At 64.9% G+C, this 25,246-nt stretch carries 17 protein-coding genes and 5 pseudogenes; 10 read left to right on the top strand and 12 right to left on the bottom strand.

The genetic code is table 11. The features are described 5' to 3' along the window. The first annotated feature begins 132 nt into the window (after positions 1–132). Positions 133–774 (top strand): hypothetical protein, encoded by a 642-nt coding sequence (locus ACHMW6_RS21170; protein ID WP_395399644.1) that lies wholly within the window; start codon positions 133–135, stop codon positions 772–774. Here ACHMW6_RS21170 and ACHMW6_RS21175 read toward each other — a convergent pair. From ACHMW6_RS21175 to ACHMW6_RS21185, 3 genes are read right to left on the bottom strand one after another with little or no spacing between them, the layout of a single operon-like run. Then, complete coding sequence (locus ACHMW6_RS21175) at positions 764–1,699, bottom strand: enoyl-CoA hydratase/isomerase family protein (RefSeq protein WP_395399646.1); 936 nt, start codon at positions 1,697–1,699, stop codon at positions 764–766. The two genes, ACHMW6_RS21170 and ACHMW6_RS21175, sit on opposite strands and share 11 nt — an antisense overlap. Before the next feature lie 12 nt (positions 1,700–1,711). Next, on the bottom strand, positions 1,712–2,350 hold the full coding sequence (locus ACHMW6_RS21180; protein WP_395399648.1) for a DsbA family protein: 639 nt from the start codon (positions 2,348–2,350) through the stop codon (positions 1,712–1,714). A gap of 20 nt (positions 2,351–2,370) precedes the next feature. Next, positions 2,371–3,108: an SDR family NAD(P)-dependent oxidoreductase gene (locus ACHMW6_RS21185; protein WP_395399650.1), complete on the bottom strand. Its 738-nt coding sequence runs from the start codon at positions 3,106–3,108 to the stop codon at positions 2,371–2,373. A 116-nt stretch (positions 3,109–3,224) separates the two neighbouring features. Here ACHMW6_RS21185 and ACHMW6_RS21190 point away from each other — a divergent pair, with 116 nt between their 5' ends. Both ACHMW6_RS21190 and ACHMW6_RS21195 read left to right on the top strand, forming a co-directional pair. Then, positions 3,225–4,151 (top strand): LysR family transcriptional regulator, encoded by a 927-nt coding sequence (locus ACHMW6_RS21190; protein WP_395399652.1) that lies wholly within the window; start codon positions 3,225–3,227, stop codon positions 4,149–4,151. Between the two features lie 134 nt (positions 4,152–4,285). Then, positions 4,286–5,108: pseudogene (locus ACHMW6_RS21195) on the top strand (ferritin-like domain-containing protein). Here the strand turns inward: ACHMW6_RS21195 and ACHMW6_RS21200 are convergent. From ACHMW6_RS21200 to ACHMW6_RS21230, 7 genes are all read right to left on the bottom strand, one after another. Then, positions 5,069–5,311: a hypothetical protein gene (locus ACHMW6_RS21200; RefSeq protein WP_395399654.1), complete on the bottom strand. Its 243-nt coding sequence runs from the start codon at positions 5,309–5,311 to the stop codon at positions 5,069–5,071. The pseudogene ACHMW6_RS21195 and the gene ACHMW6_RS21200 overlap by 40 nt on opposite strands. Then, entirely contained in the window at positions 5,304–8,381 is a 3,078-nt protein-coding gene (locus ACHMW6_RS21205) for a transglutaminase family protein (protein ID WP_395399656.1), read from the bottom strand. Before ACHMW6_RS21205 ends, ACHMW6_RS21200 begins: the two co-directional genes overlap by 8 nt. 29 nt (positions 8,382–8,410) lie before the next feature. Next, entirely contained in the window at positions 8,411–11,710 is a 3,300-nt protein-coding gene (locus ACHMW6_RS21210; protein ID WP_395399658.1) for a nidogen-like domain-containing protein, read from the bottom strand. Beyond that, a complete protein-coding gene (locus ACHMW6_RS21215) occupies positions 11,707–12,501 on the bottom strand; it encodes a hypothetical protein (protein ID WP_395399660.1) in 795 nt (264 codons plus the stop codon). The genes ACHMW6_RS21210 and ACHMW6_RS21215 overlap by 4 nt, the downstream gene beginning before the upstream one ends. Then, entirely contained in the window at positions 12,438–13,910 is a 1,473-nt protein-coding gene (locus ACHMW6_RS21220; protein ID WP_395399662.1) for a carboxypeptidase regulatory-like domain-containing protein, read from the bottom strand. The genes ACHMW6_RS21215 and ACHMW6_RS21220 overlap by 64 nt, the downstream gene beginning before the upstream one ends. Continuing rightward, the gene (locus ACHMW6_RS21225) at positions 13,870–14,379 is read right to left on the bottom strand and encodes a hypothetical protein (protein WP_395399663.1); all 510 of its coding nucleotides are present in this window, start codon (positions 14,377–14,379) and stop codon (positions 13,870–13,872) included. Before ACHMW6_RS21225 ends, ACHMW6_RS21220 begins: the two co-directional genes overlap by 41 nt. A 254-nt stretch (positions 14,380–14,633) precedes the next feature. Continuing rightward, positions 14,634–15,539 carry a LysR family transcriptional regulator gene (locus ACHMW6_RS21230; RefSeq protein WP_395399665.1) on the bottom strand — a complete coding sequence of 302 codons (906 nt, stop codon included), beginning with the start codon at positions 15,537–15,539 and terminating at the stop codon, positions 14,634–14,636. Positions 15,540–15,653: 114 nt separating this feature from the next. On the opposite strand from ACHMW6_RS21230, the gene ACHMW6_RS21235 reads away from it, so the two are divergent. The 5 genes and pseudogenes from ACHMW6_RS21235 (at position 15,654) to ACHMW6_RS21255 (ending at position 20,647) form a co-directional block, all read left to right on the top strand. After that, positions 15,654–16,847, top strand: a complete 1,194-nt coding sequence (locus ACHMW6_RS21235) for a 3-hydroxybenzoate 6-monooxygenase (protein ID WP_395399667.1) — start codon at positions 15,654–15,656, stop codon at positions 16,845–16,847. 33 nt (positions 16,848–16,880) lie between these two features. Then, positions 16,881–17,919, top strand: a pseudogene (locus ACHMW6_RS21240) (cupin domain-containing protein). A 20-nt stretch (positions 17,920–17,939) separates the two neighbouring features. Continuing rightward, positions 17,940–18,635 carry a fumarylacetoacetate hydrolase family protein gene (locus ACHMW6_RS21245; RefSeq protein WP_395399669.1) on the top strand — a complete coding sequence of 232 codons (696 nt, stop codon included), beginning with the start codon at positions 17,940–17,942 and terminating at the stop codon, positions 18,633–18,635. Next, positions 18,635–19,274 (top strand): annotated as a pseudogene (gene maiA / locus ACHMW6_RS21250) (maleylacetoacetate isomerase). Before ACHMW6_RS21245 ends, maiA begins: the two are co-directional and overlap by 1 nt. A gap of 27 nt (positions 19,275–19,301) precedes the next feature. Further along, positions 19,302–20,647: pseudogene (locus ACHMW6_RS21255) on the top strand (MFS transporter). On the opposite strand, the gene ACHMW6_RS21260 reads toward ACHMW6_RS21255, so the two are convergent. Then, positions 20,619–21,359, bottom strand: coding sequence for a GntR family transcriptional regulator (locus ACHMW6_RS21260; RefSeq protein ID WP_395399671.1), 741 nt, complete (start codon positions 21,357–21,359; stop codon positions 20,619–20,621). The pseudogene ACHMW6_RS21255 and the gene ACHMW6_RS21260 overlap by 29 nt on opposite strands. Positions 21,360–21,458: 99 nt before the next feature. Here ACHMW6_RS21260 and pcaB point away from each other — a divergent pair. Then, a pseudogene (gene pcaB, locus ACHMW6_RS21265) lies at positions 21,459–22,833 on the top strand (3-carboxy-cis,cis-muconate cycloisomerase). A 23-nt stretch (positions 22,834–22,856) separates the two neighbouring features. Continuing rightward, a complete protein-coding gene (locus ACHMW6_RS21270; protein ID WP_395399673.1) occupies positions 22,857–24,212 on the top strand; it encodes a cation:dicarboxylate symporter family transporter in 1,356 nt (451 codons plus the stop codon). On the opposite strand, the gene ACHMW6_RS21275 is transcribed toward ACHMW6_RS21270, so the two are convergent. After that, positions 24,131–25,216, bottom strand: a complete 1,086-nt coding sequence (locus ACHMW6_RS21275) for a glycerophosphodiester phosphodiesterase (protein WP_395408680.1) — start codon at positions 25,214–25,216, stop codon at positions 24,131–24,133. The two genes, ACHMW6_RS21270 and ACHMW6_RS21275, sit on opposite strands and share 82 nt — an antisense overlap. Between the last annotated feature and the right edge of the window lie 30 nt (positions 25,217–25,246).

Raw genomic sequence — 25,246 nt, forward strand, 5'->3', positions numbered from 1 at the left:
AGCGCAATTTTAGTAACAACCAGGGCGTTCTAGCAGGCCTTGGAAGGAAGTAGTACCGCTTAGTAAAAACCGAATTTCGGAGACCCACCATGTCTAAGCTCCATTACCCGATTCGCGTGCCCAGCGACGTGCTTGAAGCCCTGGGCGAATTCACCGGCCAATGCTGGTCGGACTTCTTTATCCCTGGAGCCATTTATTTGCGAGGCGATACGCAACTACGTACGGCCGGCAGCCGCGGCCGAGGCGCAGCCAGCGGCAGCTTCCGGGACGGGATACCAATGGAAGCAGGTCTTCCTCCCCGATGGAACACGGCTGCGCGCCAGTTTTGGCGGCCACAACTATTTCGCCCAGGTGGAGGGCGGCGAGATCAAATACGGCGAGCATGCGATGTCGCCGTCGCGCTTTGCCAACCTTCAGGGCAGCGGTAACCGCAATGCGTGGAAGGCCGTCTGGCTCTGCCTTCCCGGCAGTGAGGAATGGCTGCTGGCCGATGTCTGCCGGGCAGCGCGGAATGCGGCGATAGCGCGCCTGATTGGAGACATTGCTCCGGCCGAGCGCCAGTCACAAGAGCGAGCGCGCGAGCGGCGCATTGCGGAACGCCGCACGGCCCGCGGCACGGCTAACACCAAGCGCCCCTGTGACCGCCGTCAGCCCGCCGAGCGCGAAAGCGCCACCTTGCGACAAACGGCCTTGCCGGAAATCCGTGAAGAACTGAAAAAATCCCGGCCGCAGCCGGGACAAGGGGGATTAAGACGGTACTCTCCTACTTCTTGAACGCGGCGGTGCGTTTGCCGAGATCCTTGTAGATGGACGAGTCCTTCTGCAGGCCCTGCTTCACCAGCGCGCCAACTCGTTCCTGCGCGGCGGGACGCTGCACGGTGCTGATGAAGGCATTCCAGTTCGGCGTCATTTCCGAATCGGGCGGCAGGCTGGCCAGGTTCACCAGCTTCTTGGTTTCGACTACGGCGGTGCGGTCGAAACCGGCGATGCGGGTAGCCAGGGCGTCGACGAAACCATCGAGTTCTGCGTCGGGCAGCGCGCGGTTCACGTAGCCGTATTTTTCGGCCAGATCACCGTTGATGTCGTCCGAGCCGATCAGGATTTCCATCGCGCGGCCGCGGCCGACGAGTCGCGGCAAGCGAGCCATCGGGCCGCCGCCGGGCGCAAAGCCCGCGCCTACTTCCCATTGCGACAGCACGGCCTTCTCGCGGCTGGCGAAGCGCATGTCCGCCGCCAGGGCCAGCTCGCTGCCGATGCCGGTGGCGCGGCCACGGATGGACACGATCGTCACCGGCGCCAGGCGGGCGAAGCGCACCATGAAGTCAGGCACAGGATGCATGCCGGTCGGGCCGGGCGCCATGCCGGTGGAATCTTCCAGTGGCTTCAACAGGTCGTAGTGCGCTATGAACTGGTCCGGCACGGCGCTGTCTACAACCACCACCTGCACATTCGGATCGGCTTCGATCTGTTCCAGGATCTTCACCAGCTCACGCACTTCGGTCGGGCCGACGATATTCAGCGGCGGATTGTTCAGCGTGATCTTCCAGTAGGCCGGGCTTTTCTTGATCAACTGGATCCTGGCGGATGCCTCCGAAGCGGCGGACGCCTTCTGCGCCGGAGCACTTTCAGCCAGCGCCGCACCAGTTGCCGAGAGGGCCACGCCTGCGGCAACTGCCGCGATGATGGACTTCAGTTTCATGACTTTCTCCGTTTAATTACGGGCCATGGCTGCGCGCAGCTGCTGGTCAACCTGCTGTGCGTGTGCGTAGCCGGGGCTTACTTCAACGATTTCCTTGCCGGTGTCCAGCAGCAGCGCCGGGAAGCTGTTCACACCCAGGCGGCGTGCCTTGACGAAGTCATTACGCGCTTCCGCGATGGTGGCCGCGTCGCTGAACTCAGCGAAGAAGGACTCTGCGCTGACGTCAAAGCCTTGCTTGCGCAGCGCCGCGGAACCGACTTCGGACAACACCTTGCCGTCGGTCGTATTACGGCCTTCGGCATAGAAAGCGTTCTGCAGCGCGCGGAATACGGCCAGCACGTCGGCATCAGGATGCAGGCGGCGGGCGGTGACGACGGCGCGGCACACAGGTTCGGTGTCGTACACGAAGTCTTCCAGCGCCATGAAGGCTTCGCGGTTGAACGGCAGGCCGCTCGCCGCTTCCACGCGCGCCCAGTGCATCAGGCGGAATTGCTTGCCTTCGTTGGTCAGCAACTCGGTGCCGCCGGCGCGCAGGCCACCCACCACGATTTCGAGCTGCAGGTCCGGATGCATGGCCTTCAGCTCCGTCATCTCCTTGCCGAAGCCGTAGCACCAGGAGCACATTGGGTCTGCCACATAAATCAGTTTCATGATCTGTATTCCTTTATTGATTACCAAGTGCCGGTGGCCATGCCGCCGTCTACAGCCAGCACTGCGCCGGTGGTGAAATTCGAATCGGTCAGGTAGAGCACTGCGTCGACGATGTCCTGGTCGCTGCCGATGGTATTGGTCGGGGACAGCGCCTTCAGGAAGTTCTGCGTGCCTTCATCCTTGCCGTGCATCGGGGTCTGGATGATGCCGGGAGCCACGGCGTTCACCTTCACGCCGGAAGCAGCAAGTTCAAGCGCCAGGCCGCGCGTCGCCTGGTTCAGGCCACCCTTGATCAGCACCGGCAGGATGGCCGGCACTTTCATGTTCGGGTTCAGACTGATGCTGGCGGTGATGTTCACGATATGGCCGGACTTGTTCGCCGCCATATGCTCTGCCGCCGCCTGCGACGGGTAGAAGAAGCCCATCAGGTTGGTGCCGACGATGGTGTTCACATCGTCTTCCGTGTACTCGGTGATTGGCTTCGGAATGAAGACGCCGGCGTTGTTGATCAGGATGTCCACCTTGCCGAAGGCGTCAACGGCACGGGCAAACAGTTCCTTGGCGGTGGAAGGTTTGGCGATGTCGCCAGCCACCGTGATGAAGTTGGCCGGGTTGCCCAGGCGGGCGGCGGCTTCCTTGAGTCGTTCGACGGTGCGGGCATTGCCGACAACGTTATAGCCGCGTTTCAGATAGGCTTCCGCGATGGCAAAACCGAGGCCACTCGATGCGCCGGTAACGATGACAGTTTTCTTGCTCATTTTGATGCTCCTGGTGAGGTGTTCGATGAGCTCACTATACTTATGCGCCTGCGGTTGATAAATGAGGCAACATGCAAGACAATAAGTACATGATGTAATGAATCAGGGAGCGAAAGATGAAACGTCAATTCGATGACGTGCTGCTGGGGAGCATTGAACTGTTCTGTCTCGCGGCCGAGCTGGGGGGATTTACGGCGGCCGCCACTTCTGCGGGCGTAACGCCGGCGGCTGTCAGCCGCTCGGTGGCCCGGCTCGAACAGAGGCTGGGCGTGCGCCTGTTCGTGCGCACCACCAGGCAGATCCGCCTGACTGATGGAGGACGCACCTATTTCGAGCAATGCCGCCAGGCGCTGAACCAGTTGGCGGATGCCGAGCGTGAAGTGACCGGCGGCCAGGCCATGCCCGCCGGCCCGCTGCGCATCAGCGCCCCCACGCCCTACGCCCATTACCGCCTGCTGCCCCTGCTCGGCGAATTCCGCTCGCTCTATCCCGAGGTCACGCTGGATATCCACGTCAGCAACCGCAATATCGACTTCGCCGACGAAGGCTTCGACCTCGCGATCCGCGGCCGCACGCCGCCCGACTCCAGCCTGGTCGCGCGCAAGCTGGAAGATGCGGAACTGGTGCTTGTCGCCTCCCCTGCCTATCTGAAGCGCGCCGGCCGTCCGAAGACGCTGGATGAGCTGGCGAAGCACGAATGCATCCAGTTCGAGCTGCCCAGCACCGGCAAGCGCATCCCCTGGCCCTTCATGCGCAATGGCGAACGCGAAGAGATCCTCACCGAAGGCGGCTTGTGCTGCGCGGAAGACGTGCTGGGCATCGTTACGCTGGCGCGCACCGGCGCCGGCATCGTGCAGACCTACCGCTTCATCGTGGAACTGGACCTGGCGCGCGGCGACCTTGTCGAGCTGCTGCCCGAACACAGCGGCACTTCGCGTCCCTTCATCCTGCTCTATCCGCACGCAAGGCACCTCTCGTTGCGTGCCCGCACTTTCGTCGAATTCCTGGTTGCCCACCTCAACAAGCCGCTGCGCAAATCGTGAGCACGGTAGAATTCCCGTGACGAATCAGGCACTTGTGATTTGTGCGGGTGCCTTGTTAACAGACTTGTCCACAGAAACCGTTAACAACTCCGGGATTTGCTAAACTGCGCCCTTTGCCTGTTTGAGATTCGAAAATGGAATTACGCGGCTGGGCGCTGCAATGCCTGATTGAGCCCGATCCTGCCAGTAAAGTGGCTGCCGTCGCCGCGATGGCCGCAGCCAGCGCGGAGGGCCGCTGTGCGCTCGATGCCGCCGTTACGCTGCAAGCTACCGGCGAGATCCCCGGCCGCCCCGCGCGCCCTGAACTGGTGGCGCCGCGCCTCGTTGGCCGCCGCTCGATGGCGACCGTGGAAGGCCGCGCGATGCTCGTCCACGCCCTCGCCCACATCGAGTTCAACGCCGTCAACCTGGCGCTGGATGCGATGTGGCGCTTCCCCGGCATGCCGGAGCAGTATTATCTGGACTGGCTGCGCGTGGCGAAGGAAGAGGCATATCACTTCTCGCTGCTGTCCGCCCATTTGCAGACGCTGGGCAGCGCGTATGGCGATTATTCCGCCCACGGCAGCCTGTGGGAGATGGTCGAAAAGACAACAGGCGATGTGATGGCGCGCATGGCCCTGGTGCCGCGCACGCTGGAAGCGCGAGGGCTGGACGCCATCCCTCCCCTGCGCGCCAAACTGGCGCAGGCCGGCGATGAAGATGCCGCGAAGATCCTGGATATCATCCTGCGCGATGAAGTTGGCCACGTCGAAATCGGCAACCGCTGGTATGCCCATACGTGCCGCCTGCGCGGGCTCGATCCGATTGCGACCTATGATGGGCTGGTGGGTGCAATACAAGGCCACCGTGCGCGGTCCCTTCAACATGGAAGCCCGCCGCCGCGCGGGCTTCACCGAAGCCGAACTGGCAGCCCTCTCTCAGTCTCCCGACCTGCCGGAGAGCCAGCGCCCGAACTGAAGCCGCTGGCGCCATGTGAAGCCGGCTGCGGCCAGGCCCGCAACGCATGCGGCAAAGCCGGCCAGGCCAAAGAACCCGTAACTGGCCGCTCCGGCCAGCCAGGCATACAACACAAACCAGCCCGCGCCGCGGCCGTTCTGCGCCCTGCTCCCGATCAGGGCGGCCGGCGACGCAATCAGCAATCCTGCAATCAGTTCAAGCAATCTGGTATCTCCTTTGGTCAGTCGGCGCAAGCGCAATGAATGCGTTGCCGATCGCCCCCAGTATCCAGGCCGCCAGCGCGACCCAGATCGATCCCGTCAACGCGCCCACCGCAATGCCGAAAGCGCCCCAGGCCAGGTTGGCGATAATGCTGCGCGCCGGTCCTTCATCCATCGACTGGATCTCGTATAGTACCAGCGACCAGACGAGAATGATGGTAATCGCGAGCGCGATGACAGGGCCGGTGAGCACAGCCAGCATCAGGCCAAATGGCAACAGCCCAAGTGCGAGGTTCAGTCCCATAATAGCTTGCGTGATCGCATCGCCGGCAGCATCGGAGCCGCCGCCGTTGGTACCGCCGGCTACCTTGTAGGCGCCCGCGCCGGTATCCTGGTCAAGGATGATGTAGCCGGCGCCGGTCCAGCCTTTGACTGTCACGTTCTTTTCGTGGACGACCACGTCTCGCCCGACCGCCACAGCCGCCTCGATTTCCGCCCGCGAGCCGGAATCGATGCTCAGGGCGGCCAGGATCGCCCCATGCTGCGCGGTGTTGTTGTGATCCAGGCTGAAGATGCGCTGGCCCTCGCGCGCTGCTATCTGCAGCGCCGACACGGCGGAATAGCCAAGCGGCTGGCTTGGGTCGGTTGGCGGCAAGGCAGGTTTGCGCAGCAGCTGCACGGGAACGCTGCCTTCGGCCAGCGAACCGGCCATGCCGGCCTGGCGCAGGTAATCGCGGCGCACGGCGTTGTCGCCATTGTTCGCTTCCACGTGATAGCGCAGGTAGTCCACGTCCATGCCCACGCCGCTGAAGCCCACGCTGCGTACGATGCCGAAGAAATAGCGCGGCGCCGCGGTGGTGAAATAGCGGCCGTAGCTCGGCAGCCTGTATGTGGTTACTGCGCCGGACATGCGCGCCAGGCGGTTATCGGTGGCATCCACCTGGGCGAAGTAAGTCAGGATGCCGTTGTAGACCATATCGCCGGTAAAGTCCTCTTTGCTCAGGCCAGCCAATGGCGACTGGTCGCCGGGGTTGGCCTGGTATTGCATCAAGCGGGCGCGCAGGCCCTCCAGCTTGGTCTGCAGCGACTTCAGCTGCGCCTGGCCCACGCCCTGCAGGTCCACCCCGATGGCATTGTATTCACCGACAGTGATGTCGCTGTCGTCGCCGCCTTCCCAGTCGCCGCGCGAGGGATTGAAGTAGGCGTTGGACTGGCGTACGTCGCTGCCCATGCTCATGCTGCCTGCCGATTGCGCAGCCAGTTGCCCGTCGACCCGCAACTCCGCCTTCATATTCAGCAGGTAGCCCGGCAGCGTCGCCGGCAGTTCGCTGAGCTGGATCGGGCTGCCGTCGGCGTGGGCCTTGGGCATGTAGGTGTTGACCAGGTCCTGGTCGGCCTTCGAGGCCGGTACGAAGCTCAGCGTGATCTTCCTTCCCGCCAGTTGAGCGGTCGGCTGGTTGATCTCGATCAGCGGGCTGCTGCTGTCGCTGAAGCCGTCAGCCGGATAAATATTGGTGCGGAAGCGCCAGCGCAGGCGGTCCGGCAAAGCGGCCATGGTGCTACCCACCGCCACCGTCTTGTAAGGCAGCGCGCCTTGCAGCAACGGCCGGTTCTCAGGCAGCACCGTTTGCGCGCCCAGCGCTTCGGTCACTGTGGCGTTGGACTTCTGGCTATCCATATAGGCAATGGCGCGGTTCTGGTATGCGGCGTACGCCGACTGCAGTTTCGCCAGATTCAGGTTCTGCATGGTGCCCTGGGCGGGATTCAGCACACCGCCCTGGGTCAGATCTGCCAGCAGTGCGGCGCCATCGACCTGCACATTGCTCGCCAGGTCCATGCCGCGCGAATACTGATACTGCTTGAAACTGGCATCCATCGGTACCCAGCCATTGCCCGCGTGGCCGGCTGCGCCCCGGCTGGGCGATAGGTCCACGTGCGCCTGGACCCACACATGTTCCATGCGGATCGCATCGATGCGGCCGCCCGAGACCAGGCCCACATTCGGAATGCCGCCCTGCCCCAGCAAACCCTGCGCCGCCTCAGGCTTGCTCACGCCGCCCACCCAGTTCATGACCTTGTCCGCAGGGACCTCGATCGTGCCATAGACATAGCGCGCGGGGATGCCGCTCGCGCGATACAGCGCCACCAGCAGCGAGGCCGTGTCGAATGCGTTGCCGCGCCGGTTCTGCAAAGTCAGCTCGCTGCCCTGGATACTGCCGTAGGAAGGAATGAAGGCGATATTGTTGCGCACCCATGAATAAATTCGCACGGGATTGTTGCCCAGCGCCGCAGCCTGGCTGCGGATGGCCGGCGTCAGCTGCACATCCACGGTTTCAGCCAGGTCGGCCGCTTCCGGCGTGGCGGCCGGCGCGGCAGCGGAGAGCGACAGGCCCTGTGGGATGGCCCCAGCCAGTTGCACATCCTTGAAGCGCGGCTGGAACAGGCTGGCCTGGAATTCCGACGGGCTCACGTACGGCGCGCGCACCTTGCTGTCCGGGGCGCCGAACGGCAGCTTGTCCGGATTGGTGAACTGGTGGCGCCGTCCGTGCTGGTACTTCGTCATGAAGGCCGCGAGCGCGGACAAGGCGTCCGCCTGCTCCGCGCTGCCATCCACGCTGGCATCCACGCGCGCCGCGAGGCTGTCGAACTCGGCCCGGCGCGCCTGCCAGCGCGACTGGGCCAGTGCCTGCCGGTCCAGCATTTCCTGCGGCAGCTTCGCTTCGCGCAGGCGGCGGTTGCTGTCTTCAAAGCCCAGGTCCACCGTCGCATACAGGGCCTTGAGATCCTTGTAGCGCTTGCGGATGCCCTGGGCTCGCCTGGCGTTGTCCTGCCCCGGCGGCGCGGCTTTTGCCTGCTGCGCGGCGGCGCCGCCGGCGCCCCGCAGTTCGCCGGCCACTTCCTGCAGCAGCAAGGAGAAGCGCTGGTCGGCATCGGCTACCTGGGCGCTGCCGGCCGATTCGCCTTCGCCGGCCAGCAGCTGGCGCGCATGGGCCAGCGGCGACAGCACCAGGCTGGTAAAGGTCACGAGCACGGCGGCGGCCGTGGAACGCTGGAATTTACGGTTTCGTAACATGGTCTCTTTCCACTCGAATCAGTATTTCATTACTGGGCCAGGCTCCAGCGCCACTGGGCTTCACGCAGCACGCGGCCCATGGCATCGTGCGCGGCGCGGGTGTCGACCGTCGTGAGCCCCGGCAGCGCATCGGCCACTCCCACCAGCTTGCCGATGGCGCTTTCATAGCCGGCCGGCGTGTTGAGCTGGAATGCGGCCAGGGCGGCACGGATGTCTTCCACCATCTGGTCGCGCAGGCGGTCGTCCTGGCGGCTGAGCGAGGCCATCGCGTTCAACGCATCGATGGCGTTGTTGGCGCTCGCCGATGCGGACACCACGACGAACTGCTGCTGCAGCGGTGCGCCATACGGGTTGCGCGTGCCGGTCGCTTCGTCCATGGTGCTGACGACTGTGCGCAGCGTGAAATTGCCGGCCTCCTGTGGCAGCTGCAGGCCGAACGCGCCCTTCCACTGCTGCTGCACCGCGAGCGGCTGCTGCCACGCCAGCGCGTGGAGTTCGGCGTCGTACCTCGGCTGCGGGTCGGCGTCCGCATACGTCGAGCCTGAAGGCAGCACGCTTTCCACAGCGATCGCCGTGGCCGGGCCGCGGTTGCTGACGGCAAGGCGCACCGGCAGCAACGCACCCGGCGTCAACGTCGCTTGCAGCGCAGGCAGCAGATACTGCATGCTGCCAGTCAGCACGCCCTGCCACTCCGGCACTGCTTGCAGGCTGGCCGGCAGGTCGAAGGCATACTGCAGCGCCTTGCCCGCGCCGTAGCCGTTGCTGACGATGGCCGGCGTCTGGTCCTTCTTGCCGCCCGCATCGAGCAAGCCCTGCGCCGCACCGCCGGTCAGGTCCATGCGGTCGGATCGCCCGCTAGTCAGCAAGCGGCCGGTCAGGCCCATGCTGCCGCCCAGGTCCACGGCCAAGTTGGTCGGACCGAACTTGCCGCGCCAGCGCACACCGGCCAGTGCGTCCAGATCCTTGTTGCGCTGGTCATGCTCGCCGTCTATCAGGATGCCGTCGCCGGCGAACACGGCTTCGCGCAACTCGCTGGCCAGTGTGCCCTGCAGTTTGTCCTGCTTGCCGGACACCCAGTAGATGTTGTACTGGCCGGAGCGGAAGGCGCGGCGGAATGCATCGGCATCGCCGGCGATCGTGTGTGCCAGGCCGGCATCGTCCAGCGCCTTGTCCATGATCGCTGCGCGCTCGCTGCTGCAGTTTGCGCCGGACTGCTCCACGTCGCAGGACACCATGCCAAGAACGCGGCCGGCCGCGCGCAGTTCCTGGCTCGCTTCCAGCGTATATACCGTCAGGGGCGCCTGCGCCAGCACCAGATCTTTGCCGCCGACAGCCGCACTCAGCACGGCGGCGAGGCGCCCGCTGTCGCCGCCGGCCGCCTTCCATTCGGCGCTGCCGCTATAGCCCGCGCCCACGGCCAGCGTGGCGGCATAAGTGAAGCGCGCCACTACGCGCTCCGTATCCGGCTCCACGATTGACAGCGTGAGCGGCAGGTTCGCCAGTGACGCATTGCCGCCGTTGGTGGCTGTGAACGACAGGCGGACCGTCTGGCCTGCATTCGGCGCCGACGGCGATGCGCTCAGCACACCCGTCACGCCCGCCGCGTTTTCGGCGCTGGACGCGACCTTGAATCCGGCGGACGCCTGCGCCATCACGCTGCCATCGGCGCGCAGCAGTTCAAGCAAAACGCTGTAGTCGCCGGGCACTGCAGCGCCCAGCGGGAAGGCGTAGGCGAGCTCCCTGCTGCCGCCGGCCGGCAGTTGGGCCAGCGCTTCGGATTTGCCGGCGCGCGCCGTGCCGTCCGCATTCAGCAGCGTGGTGCGCAGCGTGACGCCATCCAGGCTGGCATTGCCAAGCAGGTTGCGCACATGGTCGCTGACGCGCACGGTCTCATTCGGATTGTAGGCCGGCTTGTCGGTCGCAACGCGCACCTCGGCCTGCGGGCCTGGCGCGGCCGCAACACTGAAGCTCTGGCGTCCTGTCGCCTGTACCCTGCCTGCGCCGTCCACCAGTTCTGCCAGCAGTGTGTAGCTGCCTGCATACAGCGAGGCGGTCAGGAATTGCAGGTTCGGGAACAATTTGCTGCCGCCTGCCGCAATGGCGTCGGCCGCCGTGACACCCGCAACGGCTACTGCCGCATTGTTTGCATCGAGCACAGTCACGCGCACGGCGCCGCTGCCCTCCGCCACGCCGAGATTCTTCACCAGGTTGGAAATCAGCACGGTTTCGCCAGGGCCATAGACCGGCTTGTCGCTGCTCGGTGCGACCTGGAATACCGACGGGTAGACCGTGATGAATTCCTGCCCCAGTTCGGAACGTACCGGATTGCCGTTGACGTCCTTGTACTGCAGCTCCAGTCTGGCCACCAGCTGGCGCCGTTCGCCCGGCACGGGATTACGGAACATCACATCGAAGCTGAGATCCTTGGTCAGGTCGGCCGGGAAGGAGGGGAACTCCCATTCGATACGGGTTTGCCCGTTGGCGCTGGTCACGCTGGTGGGCGCCGTCTGGAACGAGGCCATGTCCAGCGTAATGTCGCTGGCGTTCAGCGTTTCCGTCAGGTGCACATTGACCAGGTTCGGCGTGCGCGGCGGCGTCGGCGTTCCGCCGCGAACTTCGAAACGCCACACGCCGGGCTGGCCGGCATTGCTGCTGTCGACCAGTTGCAGGATGGCCGCGGTGCTGGAATCCGGATGGCGGTAGAAATTCTTGCCGTCGCCGGCGTCATACCCCATCTGGGCCGGCGTGCCGCCCAGGCCGTTGGAGCCGCCACTGGCGCTGCCCGTGGTCCATTGCAGCTGCTCGTAGCGGTATTCGATGTCGAAATCGCCCTGCCCCACGTCGCTGCGGTCGGTCAGGATGATCTGGAAGGAGTTCAGCTTGTTCGTCGCGCCGGAGTAATAGCCCACATAGTTCCAGGTGACGATGAACTTCCCCGGCACCGCGGTGCTGTAGTACACATTGTTCTGCGCCGGGTCGGCGGTCCCACCGCGCGTGTCCACGTCACCCCACCATGCGGCCAGCATCGGCAGGTTGGTGATCGGGAACGGCGAGGGCGTGTAGGTGCCGAGCGCTCCGCGGAAAGTGATATTGCCGTTGTTGTTGATATACAGGGTGTTGTAGCTGCCGGAGAACAGCTTGATCCCGTAGGGGAAGCCGCTCCCCATCTGGATGACGGCCGACGAGCCGTCGTCGTTGCGTCCCATGGCCAGCTGGCCAAAGCCGGAGGTGCCGCCCAGCCCTGTGATCAAAGGCGCGGCATGCGCCGCCAGGGGCAGCAGCGCGAAGCAGCCGATAGCGGCGAGAGTTGCGGTCAACAGCTTCCTCATTTTTGCTCCACCCCTTTCAGTTGCAGTTGGATGCGGATGCGCTTGTCGCCATCCGGGGTCACCGTATTGGGAGTGACCTGCTGGCTCGCTTCAACGCGAATGCCAGGCGCCACCTCGATCTGGCTGCCAGCCAGCGTCTCGGCTTCCGCGCCGCCGGCAGGGCTCAGCTCCAGGCGGTAAATGCCGCTGGCGTTGAACTGCTGGGTGAACGGCCCCAGCTCGACGCTGCCGAGCACCTCGTGCGCCAGCATGCTCACGGCGCCCGTCTCTTCCCGGATCAGCGAGCCGTCCGGCGCCTTGAGCGCCAGCCTGAAACTGGTGCTGGCCGGCAGGTTCGACTGCTGCGTAGCCTCGACGCGGAAGCGCAGTTGCTCCGATGCGCCAAGGTTGCTGTAAGCCGGCAGCGGCGTTACGCCCAGGCGCAGTACTCGGGTCGTAGGTTCAATGGTGAAGGCTGCAGTGCGTTCGGAAAGGATGGAACGCGATCCGCTGGCCACGTTTTCAGTCATGGTGCGGACCTTCACCAGGTACTGGCCGGGCGCATACGACTGGGTCGACCACTTCACGGCGATCGCAGTGCTGCCGCCGGCCGGGAAGGTGAACAGGTTCTGCGCCACGCCATCGGCATCGATGCGGATTGCCTGCTGCGTGCTGACAACCTGGCCGTCCGGCCCGAAGATGGTCACGTCCACCACCGCATCCTGCACCGGCTGCGCCGCGCTATTGCTCACTTCCATTTGCACGGTGACCGGCTCGAAAGCGCGGTAGCTTGGCTTGTCGGTCGCCAGCATCGAGAACGATGGATTGGCGCCGCTATCGAGTTGCAGCGTCTTGTCCAGCCGGTATTCGCCGGCTGCACTGAATGTGGCGCTGACGGTTTCCGTGCCGTAGCCCGGTGCGCTGAAGCGGATGGTGGCGTCGCCGGCTGCCAGGGCGTCCACGCGGTAGCCGCCCGCCGCATCGGTACGACGGCCTGCGCGCCGCTGACGGCAACGGTGGCCTGCGCAACAGGCTTGCCGCTTACCTTGTCGCTGACAGTGCCCACCAAGCTGATGCTGGTAAGCGCTTTCGCAAGCGGCACCTGCTGGAAATCGGTAGCGCTGCCCGCAGCCACCAGCACGGCGCTGTAATTGCGCTCGGCATAACCGGCCGCCGCGAAACGCACGGCATAGGCGTCCGGCGCCAGGCCCGCCAGCAGGAAGCGGCCATCGGCGCCGGTGACGGCGCTGGCGCCGATGGCCGTGACCACCGCGACGCCCGCCAGCGGCGAACCAGAGACGCTGTCCACCACCTGGCCAATCATGGAACCTTTGCTGTCGCCGCCCTGGCCTGCAGGCGGCAGCGTTGGACTGAACACCATCGTCATGCCGGCGGCAAGCGTACCGCCGGCGCTGATGGTGGCGAAGCCAGGCTTGCTGACGACGATGGCCAGTGCACCCGGGGTCAGGCCGCTGAACGCATAGCTGCCGTCCACACCCGTAGCGGCGGTAGCTGCCGCTGCGCCGCTGATGGCAACGGTCGCGTCACTGACGGGATTGCCGCTGCCGTCCTTCACCACGCCTTTCAGCACGCCGGTCGTTGGCGCAACGGTCATCGAGAACACCCCAAGGTCGCTGGTGGTTCCAGCACGCAGCGTGAACGGCATGCTCAGGCCACCGTAGCCGGGTGCGCTCACGGCCACAGTGTAAGGACCGGCCGGCACGTCGTTGAAGACGATGCGGCCGCGGGCATCGGCCACGGCCGGCGCAATGCTGCTGCCGACGAATTGGGCAATGGCGCCCGCAATGCCAGCACCGGCCTGGGCATCGATGGCCTGCAGCGTCACCGCGCCGGTAGTGGGCACCGGCTTGGGCTGCGCGGCTACCGCGCGCAGGGCCAGGGCCGTGACGTAAGGATCTCCGGACCAGGCGCCGTCCGCCCCCTGCTGCGCCAACAGGTTGGCGCGGATCGCCGCCTGCTGGCTGGAATCATTGCCGGCGCCAAGCAGCGCCAGGTGGGCCAGGCTGGTGTCGATGGCGCTGCCCCAGCCGGCATCCGCCTGCTGGCGGGACAACAGCCAGGACGATGCGCGCTGCAGCGTATTCAGCACGGCCGGCGTCTGGTTGCCGCCTTCCAGCGCAAGCATGGCCAGTGCCGTGACATAAGCCTGGGAGGCGCCGTCAATCAGGCCATAGCCCCCGTCCGCCTGCTGCTCCGCCAACAGGTAGGCCTGGCCGCGCGCTTGCGCGTCCGTGCCGGGACTGCTTTGCCGCTTGCAGCGCGAGCAGGGCCCAGGAGGTGTCCAGCGCACTGCCGGCGTAGCCGGGCGCATTGGCAAAGCTACCGTCCTGGTTCTGGCGTGCCAGCAGTGCGGCCACAAGCGGCGCCGCGTCGCTGCCGGAATCGGCCTGCACGATAAGACGCCGCGCCAGGTATTCCGTGTTGTCGTCGACATCCGCCGCGAGGTTGCCCGCCAACCCGGCAGGCATCGTGGCCAGGCCTTTCAGCGTCTGGCCCACCTCGGTCCGCACTTGCGTGGCCGTGGCGGCGCTCGCATTCTCATTCGCGATACTGCCGGCCGGTTGAACCTGCGCCTGGAGCCAGGCCAGGCCACGGGTTACGGCAGTATCGTTTTGCGCCAGCACGGTCCCTGCTGCGGTCAGGACCAGCAAGGCAAGTATGGCGCTCAAACATCTCGCAAAAATCTGCGTCACGATTCGTCCCTTTGCTAAAAAGGCAATGATGCCAATAGACAATATTCCGATCAGCGTGGGAGGCTAGCACGTTATGCAAGATTAGCAAATATTTAATATAACTATCAAAAAGAAAGTTTCCTTAAAGCATTATCTGCTTAAAAATTTGCAAGATGTTGATTTGGCTGGCGAATTCGAACCGCCGCAGCGTGGTGGCTGCCCGCTGCTCGTTGTTGCGTTGCAACAGGAAATCAGGGCTTGCGGGTCTGCGAAAACAGCTCGGCCACCGTGCGCCGCAGCCAGACGTTGCCCGCGTCCGCGTGATACCGCTCATGCCAGTGCTGCTTGACTGAGTAGGAAGGCAGCTTGATCGGCGGATCGAGCAGCTGGATGTTTTCCTGGGACGCCAGCATCTCGCCCAGCCGGCGCGGCACGATCACCAGCAGCTCGGTCTGGGCCACGATGCGCGCCACGCCGAGGAAGCTGGGCAAAGTCAGCGCCACTTCGCGCCGGATGCCGTGCTTGTCCAGCGTCTTGTCGACAATGGAGTGGCCCGTGCCGGAACTGCTCACGATGATATGAGCTTCCTTCAGATAGGCCGCCTTACTGACTGAATCCCTGATACGAGGATGGCTGGCCGCAGCCAGGCACACGAAATCCTGCCTGAACAGGGTGTGCTGGTAAAAGCCGGCTTCCAGCTGCGGCATGAAACCGACCGCGATATCGACCTCGCCGCTTTCCAGCCGCCGCGGACTCTCGGGCGAAATCTTCTCAATCCCGATCTGCACCTTCGGTGCAATGCGGCGCAGATGGTTGAGCAGCGTGGGCAGCATCACGATTTCGCTGATGTCCGTCATCGAAATGCAGAATTTGCGCTCCGCCGTGGCGGGATCGAATTCATCGCGCTCGCCGCGGGCCTGCTCCAGCAGATCCAGCATCGCGCGCAGCGACGGATACAGCTTTTGCGCATGCGGCGTGGGCTCCATGCCCCTGGACGTGCGGCTGAACAGCTTGTCCGCAAAATGCGTGCGCAGCTTGTTCAGCGCAATGCTGGCCGTTCCCTGCGCCAGGCCGCGCCGCTCGGCCGCGCGCGACACGCTGCCCGTCTTGTAGATCTCATCGAAGAGATACAGCCATTCCACATCCAGCGCCGCCATCGCCACCCCATTATTGAAAAACGCAATACGCAGAATTCCGCTACGCGCTTGCTGAAATAGTACTCCAGGCCGAAACTTAGGTCCAGGCGACAGAACTTCAAGCAAGGAGACACTATGAACACCACCCCCCTCCCCATTCTCATCGCAGGCGGCGGCATCGGCGGCCTGGCTGCGGCGCTCGCTCTGGTACGCCAGGGCTTCGCAGTCACCGTGCTGGAACAGGCGCCCCAGCTGGGCGAGATCGGCGCCGGCATCCAGCTCGGCCCCAACGCTTTCGCGGCATTCGATGCACTGGGCATCGGCGACAAGGCGCGCAGCCGCGCCGTCTACACGGACGAAATGGTGATGCACGACGCGCTGGACGCGGCGCTGGTTGCGCGCATTCCCACCGGCGAAGCCTTCCGCCAGCGCTTCGGCAATCCCTACGCCGTGATCCACCGTGCCGACGTGCACATGGCCCTGCTGGAAGCGGCGCGCGAATCGGACCGCGTGCAAGTGCTCACCTCCACGGTCGTGCAAAGCATCGAGCAGGATGAACATGGCGTGGTCGTCCACGACAGCAAAGGCGGCACGCATCGCGGTATCGCCCTGATCGGCGCGGACGGCGTGAAATCGGCCGTGCGCAGCCAGTATGTGGGCGACGAGGCGCGCGTCTCCGGCCACGTGGTGTACCGTGCCGTGGTCGATAAGAAGGACTTTCCTGAAGACTTGCGCTGGAACGCCGCCAGCATCTGGGTCGGCCCCAACTGCCACCTGGTGCACTACCCGCTGCGCGGCGGCGAGCAATACAACGTGGTCGTTACCTTCCACAGCCGGGACAAGGAAGAATGGAGCGTGCGCGAGGGCAGCCGCGAGGAAGTGCAGAGCTACTTCGAAGGCATCTGCCCGCTTGCGCGCCGCCTGATCGAGCTGCCGAAGGACTGGAAGCGCTGGGCCACGGCCGACCGCGAACCGATCGGCCAATGGACCTTCGGCCGCGTCGCCCTGCTGGGTGACGCCGCCCACCCCACGCTGCAATACCTGGCCCAGGGCGCCTGCATGGCGATCGAGGACGCGGTCACGCTGGGCGCAGCGCTGCGCCGCCACGGCAACGACCTGGATGCAGCCTTTTCCGCCTACCAGCAGGCCCGCGTAGCCCGCACGGCGCGGGTGGTGCTGTCCGCCCGTGAGATGGGCCGCATCTTCCACGCCAAGGGCGTCGAACGCCTGGTGCGCAACGACCTGTGGAAGGGCCGCACGCCCGAGCGCTTCTACGACGCCATGGAGTGGCTTTACGGCTGGACCGTGGACAACTGCCTCGCCGCCTGAGACAACCATACAATCAAAGAAGGAGAAAGCGCCATGCAAGAACTTGGCCGCCTCGAAGACTTGCCCGAGGATTACCGCAACGCTCTCGCGCAGCAGAACCTGGTGCCGTTGTGGCCCAGCCTGCGCGCCCTGCTCCCGCCGGGAAAACCGCGTCCGAACACGCGGGCCACGCACTGGTCCTACGAAGCACTGCGCCCGCTGCTGCTGCGCGCCGGCGAGCTGACGCCCATCGAGAAAGCCGAGCGCCGCGTGCTGGTGCTGGCCAATCCCGGCCACGGACTGGAAAAGATGCAGGCCAGCGCCGCGATGTACCTCGGCATGCAGCTGCTGCTGCCCGGCGAATGGGCGCCGTCGCACCGCCACACGCCGAATGCGGTGCGCATGATCGTTGAAGGTGAAGGCGCCTACACCACGGTCGATGGCGAAAAGTGCCCGATGCGCCGCGGGGACCTGATTCTCACGCCCACGGGGCTGTGGCATGAACATGGCCACGATGGCGACCAGCCCGTGGTCTGGCTCGATGTCCTCGACCTGCCGCTGGTGTATTACATGGAGGCTTCCTATCACGTGGACGGAACCGCGCCAGACCGTGAATCCGGGCGACAGCAGCCGCGCCTACGCCAGCGGTGGCGTGCTGCCCACTCCCGTCTTCGAACGAGAGCGCAAGGCTTACCCGATGCTGCGCTACGCCTGGTCGGATGTGCGTGACGCACTGGAAGCGCTGGCAGCGGACCAGCCGGAACGCGAAGCAGTGCAGGTCACCTACGTCAATCCCGAAACGGGAGGCGATGCGCAGAATATCCTCGGCTACTACGCCCTGATGCTGCGCCCCGGCCAGAGCCTGCAACTGCCGGTGCGTTCGCCCGCCATGGTGCTGCACCTTATCGAGGGCAGCGCCGAAACGCGCATCGAAGACCAGGCTTTCATGCTGTCCGAGGCCGACACCTGCTGCGCGCCCGGCTACAGCGCCGTCACGCTGCGCAACGGTTCGGCAAGCACGCCCGCCTTTATCTTCATCGCCGACGAAACGCCACTGCACCGCAAGCTGGGCGTGTTCGAGAACCGCGGCTGAATTCATCACAAGGAAAAGTCATGACCTATCTCTGGAATCCCCCTGCCATTCAATCCCTGCCAGTGCGCGGCAAGCAGGAGCGCCTGCCCGTCAACCGCCTGTTCTTCGTCGGCCGCAACTACCATGCGCACGCCGTCGAGATGGGCCGCCCGGTGGACAAGGCCGTCGAACGCCCCTTCTACTTCACCAAGTCGCCGCAAACCCTCGTGGAATCGGGCGCCACGGTCGCCTACCCTCCCGAAACCGCCAACTTCCACCACGAGATGGAACTGGTGGTAGCGATTGGCGCGCCCGGCTTCCGCGTTACCGAATCGGACGCGCACACGCTGATCTACGGCTACGCCTGCGGCCTCGATATGACCCGCCGCGACCTGCAACTGGTGGCGCGCGACAAGGGCCGCCCTTGGGATCTGGGCAAGGATGTCGAGCAATCGTCCGTGGTATCCGAAATCGTGCCGATGCCCGGAACGGTGCTGGAACGGGGCGAACTCGCGATGACGGTCAACCGCGAGCCGCGCCAGAAGTCCGACCTGGATATGCTGATCTGGAATGTGCGCGAGATCATCGCCGACCTCTCGAAGTTCTACCACCTCCAGCCCGGCGACCTGATTTTCACAGGCACGCCGGAAGGCGTGGGCGCCGTGAAGCCGGGCGACCGTATCGACGGCCATATCGCCGGCGTCGGCGAAATCGTGCTGCACATCGGGCCGGCCTAATGAAGCTCTACAGCTTTTTCCGCAGCGGCAGCTCGCACCGTCTGCGCATCGCCCTGCGCCTGAAGGGGCTCGACGCCGAGTACATGACGGTAGACCTGCGCAGCGGCCAGCACCAGTCGTCGCAATACCGGGCGCTGAATCCGCAGGCGCTGGTACCCGCGCTGCAGCATGAGGACCAGGTGCTGATCCAGTCCCCTGCCATCATCGAATGGCTGGACGAGCGCTATCCCGAGCCGCCGCTGCTGCCGGCGAATCCGGACGACCGCGCCCGGGTGCGTGCGCTGGCAGCCATCATCGGCTGCGATATCCACCCGGTCAACAACAAGCGAATACTGGAATACCTGCGCTTGCACCTGGGACGCGACGAAACGGCTGTGAAAGCCTGGTGCGCACACTGGATCAGCGCCGGTTTCGATGCGCTGGAAGCCCTGCTGGCGGTTGACACCCGGCGTGGCGCCTTCTGCTTCGGCGATGCGCCCACCATCGCCGACATTTACCTTGTGCCGCAGGTCGAGACGCGCGCGCCGCTTCGAAGTGGACCTGTCGCCATGGCCGCATATCCGCGCGGTAGACGCGGCCTGCAGCGAACTGGAAGCCTTTCGCCTGGCGGCGCCGGCCATGCAGCCGGACGCCATCTGAAGCCTCAAAAGAATACGAGGAGACATCATGCACGCCCCATCCATCAATGTCAGCGATTTCATCAACTCGCACAAGCTGGCGCCCTTCCAGATCCTGATCGTTGCGCTTTGCTTTCTGATCGTCGCCATTGACGGCTTCGATACCGCCGCCATCGGCTTCCTCGCGCCGGCCATCCGTGCCGACTGGAACCTCACGCCGGCCCAGCTGGCGCCCCTGTTCGGCGCCGGACTGGCAGGCCTGATGGCTGGCGCCTTCCTGTTCGGGCCCCTGGCAGAGAAATACGGGCGCAAGACCATCCTGCTGTGCTGCGTGCTGTTCTTCGGCGCCGCCAGCCTGCTGTCCGCCTGGTCGCCGTCGCTGTGGGTGCTGGTCCTGCTGCGCTTCCTCACGGGCCTGGGTCTGGGCGGCGCGATGCCGAACGCTGTCACGCTGACGTCCGAATACTGCCCGAGAAGCACCGGTTGTTCCTTGTGACGACCATGTTTTGCGGCTTCACCATCGGCTCCGCGCTGGGCGGGCTGGCGTCGGCTCATATGGTCGAGGCCTACGGCTGGCGCTCGGTGCTGCTGCTGGGCGGCGTACTGCCCCTGTTACTGCTGCCGCTGATGCTGTGGAAGCTGCCGGAATCGGTGCGCTACCTGGTCCAGCAAGGCAAATCACTGCATCGCGTTGCCGCCACGCTGAAGCGCATCGCGCCCCAGGCGAACCTCGACAAGGCGACCTTCGAGCTGCCCACGCAAAAGGCGAAAGGTTTCTCGGTCAGCCACCTGTTCAGCGCCGACCTGGTGCGAGGCACCATGCTGCTCTGGCTGACCTTCTTCATGAGCCTTCTCATCATCTACCTGCTCTCCAGCTGGCTGCCCACGTTGATCAAGAGCACCGGCGCCTCGCTGAAAACGGCGTCCCTGGTGACGGCCATGTTCCAGGTTGGTGGCACCGTGGGCGCCATCATCCTCGGCTGGCTGATGGACCGCTTCAAGCCGCACCGCGTGCTGGCAAGCAGCTATGTCCTGGCTGCGCTGTTCACGGCCGCCATCGGCAGCACCAGCCACTCCGCCTGGCTGATGGGACTCGTGGTGTTCTGCGCCGGCTTCTGCATCTCCGGCTCGCAGGTCGGCGCGAACGCCTTTTCCGCCAGCTTCTACCCGACCGACTGCCGCGCCACGGGCGTCAGCTGGGCCAATGGCGTGGGGCGCATCGGCTCGATCCTGGGTTCGGTGGGCGGAGGAGTCATGCTGTCGATGGACCTGCCGCTTTCCACGGTCTTCCTCATCGTTGGGGTACCCGCCTTGTTTGCCAGCGCCGCGATGGCCGCCATGGGCATGCGGGCGGTCAAGCCCTCGATCAAGATGCAGAGCGCTGCAAGCGCATAGCCACCGCAAAGCGGTCGGCCGGGTGCACAGTAACTGAGACTTCGAACATCTGGCCGGCCGCGTCCAGGTATTGACGTACGATTTCCAGGCCGGGCATGCCCGGCTGCACTTTCAACATCTCCGCCACCGGTCCCGCGATAGCAATCGCGCGCACTACCTGGCGGATCTCGGCCACGCGGCGGCCGAAACGGCGCTCGATCAGGGTGCTGATCAGCGCATCCGGCTCGGAGCGCACGGTTTCGGCGATTTCCGCGTACTGCGAATCCAGGTAAACATCCGTCCAGCCGACCGGCTGCTGCTTGCCGCTGTCCACGCGCAGGCTTGAAATCTTCAACCAGCTACTGCCCCGCGTGGCGCCAAGGCCTCGCGCCAGGTCGGCGTCCAGCGTGACCGTTTCGATAGCCTGCACCTCGCGCACATTGCTGCTGCCGAACTGGATCAGGTCTTCCAGCGAATCGAGCGAAGGCCGGAACTCGTTGCGCGGCTCTGCCGACTCCACGCGGGTTCCCGCATTTTTCTTGCGCGACACAAGCCCCAGCTGCTGCAGCTCGTGCAGCGCCGCCCGGATCGTGTGGCGGCTGGTGTTGTACATCTCACACAGTTCCAGCTCGCCCGGCAACACCGAGCCGACCGGATAGCGGCCGGCAGCGATGGCTTGCGTCAGGTCCTGCGCGATGTCGGCGAAATGGGGCTTGGCTTGGGGATTCTTCATGGTGGCGGATTTTACATCAAATGAGTCCTTGCAAAATATGTTCGGACATTTACATTGGACTCATATGTACGAACATATCTAACCAAAAAGGAGATTCTGATGAGCAACTTCATTCCCGCCGCCAGCACCGTAGTCGATTCCATCCTGTTCCGCGACGCCTTCGGCACCGCCGAAATGCGCACCCTGTTTTCCGACCAGGCCCTGATTCAGCGCTATATCGATACCGAGGTGGCGCTGGCGAAGGCCGAAGCCCGTGTCGGCGTCATCCCGCGCGAAGCGGCGGACATCATCGCCCAGGAGTCGCGCCTGGAGCGCCTGGACTTCGACCATATGCGCCACGAAACCGACATCGTCGGCTACCCCGATCCTGCCGCTGGTGCACCAGCTCTCAAAGATGTGCGGCGAAGCGGGACGTTATGTGCACTGGGGTGCGACCACGCAGGACATCATGGATACCGCCGTCGCCCTGCAGGTGCGCGACGCCCTCGACGTAATCGACCGTGAAATCCGCGACCTGCGCAAGATCCTGGCCGACCTGGCCGTCAAGCACCGCGATACGCCAATGGCCGGCCGCACCCACTTGCAGCAGGCGCTGCCCGTGACCTTCGGCTACAAGGTCGCCATCTGGCTCGCCATGTTCGACCGCCACCAGCAGCGCATCGCCGAACTGCGTCCCCGCGTGGCCGTGGTCGAATTTGCCGGCGCGGCGGGCACCCTTGCCTCTTTGGGCGACAAGGGCTTCGAAGTGCAGCAGGCGCTGGCGGAAGAACTGGGCCTGGGCGTCCCGGCCACCACCTGGCATGTGGCGCGCGACGGCTTTGCCGAAGCTGTCAACCTGCTGGCACTGGTCACCGGCTCCCTGGGCAAGATCGCGTTGGACATCATGATCATGGCCTCCACCGAATTCGCCGAGGTGTATGAGCCCTTCGTGAAGGGCCGCGGCGCCAGCAGCACCATGCCGCAGAAGCGCAATCCGATCTCCAGTGAACTGATGCTGGCCGCATCGAAGGCCGTGCGCCAGCATGCGGGTCTGATGGTGGACGCCATGGTGCAGGATTTCGAGCGCGCCACCGGTCCATGGCACGCGGAATGGATCGCCATCCCCGAGAGCTTCATCCTCACGGCCGGCGCACTGCACCAGGCGAAGTTCGCCCTGGGCGGCCTGATTGTCGACACCGAAAAAATGAAGTCCAACCTCGGCATCAGCAAGGGCCTGATCGTGGCCGAAGCCGTGATGATGGGCGTGGCGCCGCACATCGGCCGTCAGAATGCGCACGACGTGGTCTACGACGCCTGCCGCGTGGTCAATGAGCAGGGCGGCACGCTGGCCGAAGCGCTGGCTGCGTCGCCGGAAGTGACGCGCCACTTTGACCGCGCCGCCATCGAGCGCCTGACCGACCCGGCCAATTACCTTGGCCTGGCTCCGCAGATGGTGGACCGCGCCATCGAAAAGTCGACGCAGATCGACGCCTGAGCCAGCATAAAGAGGAGACAGCAATGAGCACCGCACAGAACAAACTACCGTGGTACCGCAAGCTGGGCATGCAAGTCCTGGCAGCACTGATACTGGGCATCGTGACCGGCTTCGTATTTCCGGGCTTTGCCGCGAAACTGAAGCTGCTGGGCGATATGTTCCTGTCGCTGATCAAGTGCGGCGTGGCGCCGCTGGTGTTCCTTACCATCGTGCACGGCATTGCCTCGGCCGGCGATGTGAAGAGCGCGGGCCGCGTCGGCTGGCGCGCCATCGTCTACTTCGAAGTGGTGTCCACCTTTGCCCTCATCCTCGGCCTGGGCGCGGGCAATCTGCTCGAAACGGGCAAGGGCATGGCTGCAACCGCCGGCAGCGCTGCCCTCCCTGCTGCGGCGGCCAAGGCGGCGCCGCAAGGCTTCCTGGAGTTCATGGCCCACATCGTGCCGGACAATTTCATCGGCGCCTTCACCAAGGGCGAGCTGTTGCAAGTGGTGGTGCTGGCCGTGATGGTCGGCATTGGCATCCTGGCCATTCCCGAGCATCGCCGTACAGCCGTCAATGCGGGCCTTGACCAGATCTCCGAAGTGCTGTTCTCCTTCATTAACCTGGTGATGAAGCTGGCGCCCATCGGCACCTTCGGCGCCGTCGCCTACTCGGTGGGCAGCAGCGGTGCGGCGGTGCTGATCGCGCTGACCCAATTGGTACTGAGCTTCTATGCGGTGGTGGCCGTGTTCATCTTCGCCGTGCTTGGCCTGGTCGCACGCCTGGCGGGCTTCAGCCTGTGGCGCTTCCTGAAGTACATCAAAGACGAAATCATCATCGTAATCGGCACCGCGTCCTCCGAAAGCGCCCTGCCACGCCTGCTGGTCAAGCTGGAGCGGCTCGGTTGCGCCAAGCAGACCGTGGGCCTGGTGCTGCCGACGGGCTATGCCTTCAACCTGGATGGCACTTCGATCTTCATGTCCATGGGCGTGATGTTCATCGCCCACGCCTGGGGCGTGCCCATCTCGCTCGACCAGCAGATCGGTATCCTGCTGCTGATGCTGTTGACGTCAAAAGGCGCAGCAACCGTATCCGGCGGCTCCTTCGTGGTGTTCGCGGCCACGGTAACGTCCACCGGCATCCTGCCGATCGAAGGCCTGGCCGTGATCTTCGGCGTCTACCGCTTCATGTCGATGGCCATCGCCACCTGCAACACCATCGGCAACAGCGTGGCGACCGTGGTGATCGCGAAGTGGTCGGGCACCTTCGATACGGCAGCCGCCGAGCGCTCGCTGTATCCCGAGCGCACCCTGATCCATCAGGTTCCGGCAGCGGCCAATGCGGCAACACCCAGCGCCGGATCGTCGGTGAAGAATCCGTCGATGCCGGTGGCAAGGTAACGGCGGATCTCGGCGATGGAACCCGCTTCGTTGCGCGCATGCTCGCCGCGGCCATCGCGGAAGTCTGCCGCAAGGAAGCGGTTCTCCGGACGGAAAGTCCAGGTTTCCAGGCGCAGGCCCGCGGCGTGGGCATCCGCCACAATCGGCAAGGGCTCGGCCAGGCGGCCATCCTTCTGCAGCGGGATCACGCCGCGCGTAGGCGGCGCTACAACGTCCGCGTACTTTGCGATGTCGCGCAGGCCGGCCGGGGTGCACATCTGGGCGTAGGTCAGGCTGCCGCCGGCGGCCACCACATCACGCGGCCGCACATCGCCAACGCCCACCAGCTGCATCAGGCGTACATTGGCACGCCTGCCCAGCTTCTCGCGCACATATTTCAGGTTAGCGATCTCGAAGGACTGGATCTCCACCGGCGCACGGCGTGTGTATTCATGCGCCGCCAGCGTGGCGATGAAGCGGTCCTCCAGCGGCAGTCCGACGCCGGCGAAGTAGGTGGAACTCTTCAGCTCTGGAACGAGGCCGATCACGCGACCGATCGTGGCCGATTGCGCGGCCACGAAGTCGATGATCTCTTCGAAAGTCAGCACCTGGAACATGCCGTCGTAGGCGGCGCTGCCGGGACGGTCCTGCGGCAGGCGCTCGATGGCGCGCAGCGTCTTCAGCTCGGCCAGCTTGAAGTCATCCACGAACCAGCCTTCATGCGCTTCGCCGTCCGGCGCCTTGCGCGTGCGGCGGCTGGCGAATTCCGGGCGCCGTGCGACATCCGTGGTTTCGCTCAGGTTGGCCTCATGACGCGCCACCAGCACGCCATCCCTGGTGCAGACCAGGTCCGGCTCGATGTAGTCGGCGCCGTCGGCAATGGCGCGGGCATAGGATGCCAGCGTGTGCTCGGGACGCAGCGCGCTGGCGCCGCGGTGGGCGAACACCAGCGGGCGGGCGCCCTGCCCCGCTGCGGCAAACAGCGCCGACGGTGCGAGCGCCAGCGCGCCCGCGGTTGCAGCCATGCCACCGACAAAGCGGCGGCGCGACAGATA

The organism is Pseudoduganella sp. UC29_106 (genome assembly GCF_044055365.1).
In the GTDB taxonomy this organism is placed as follows: Bacteria; Pseudomonadota; Gammaproteobacteria; order Burkholderiales; family Burkholderiaceae_D; genus Rugamonas.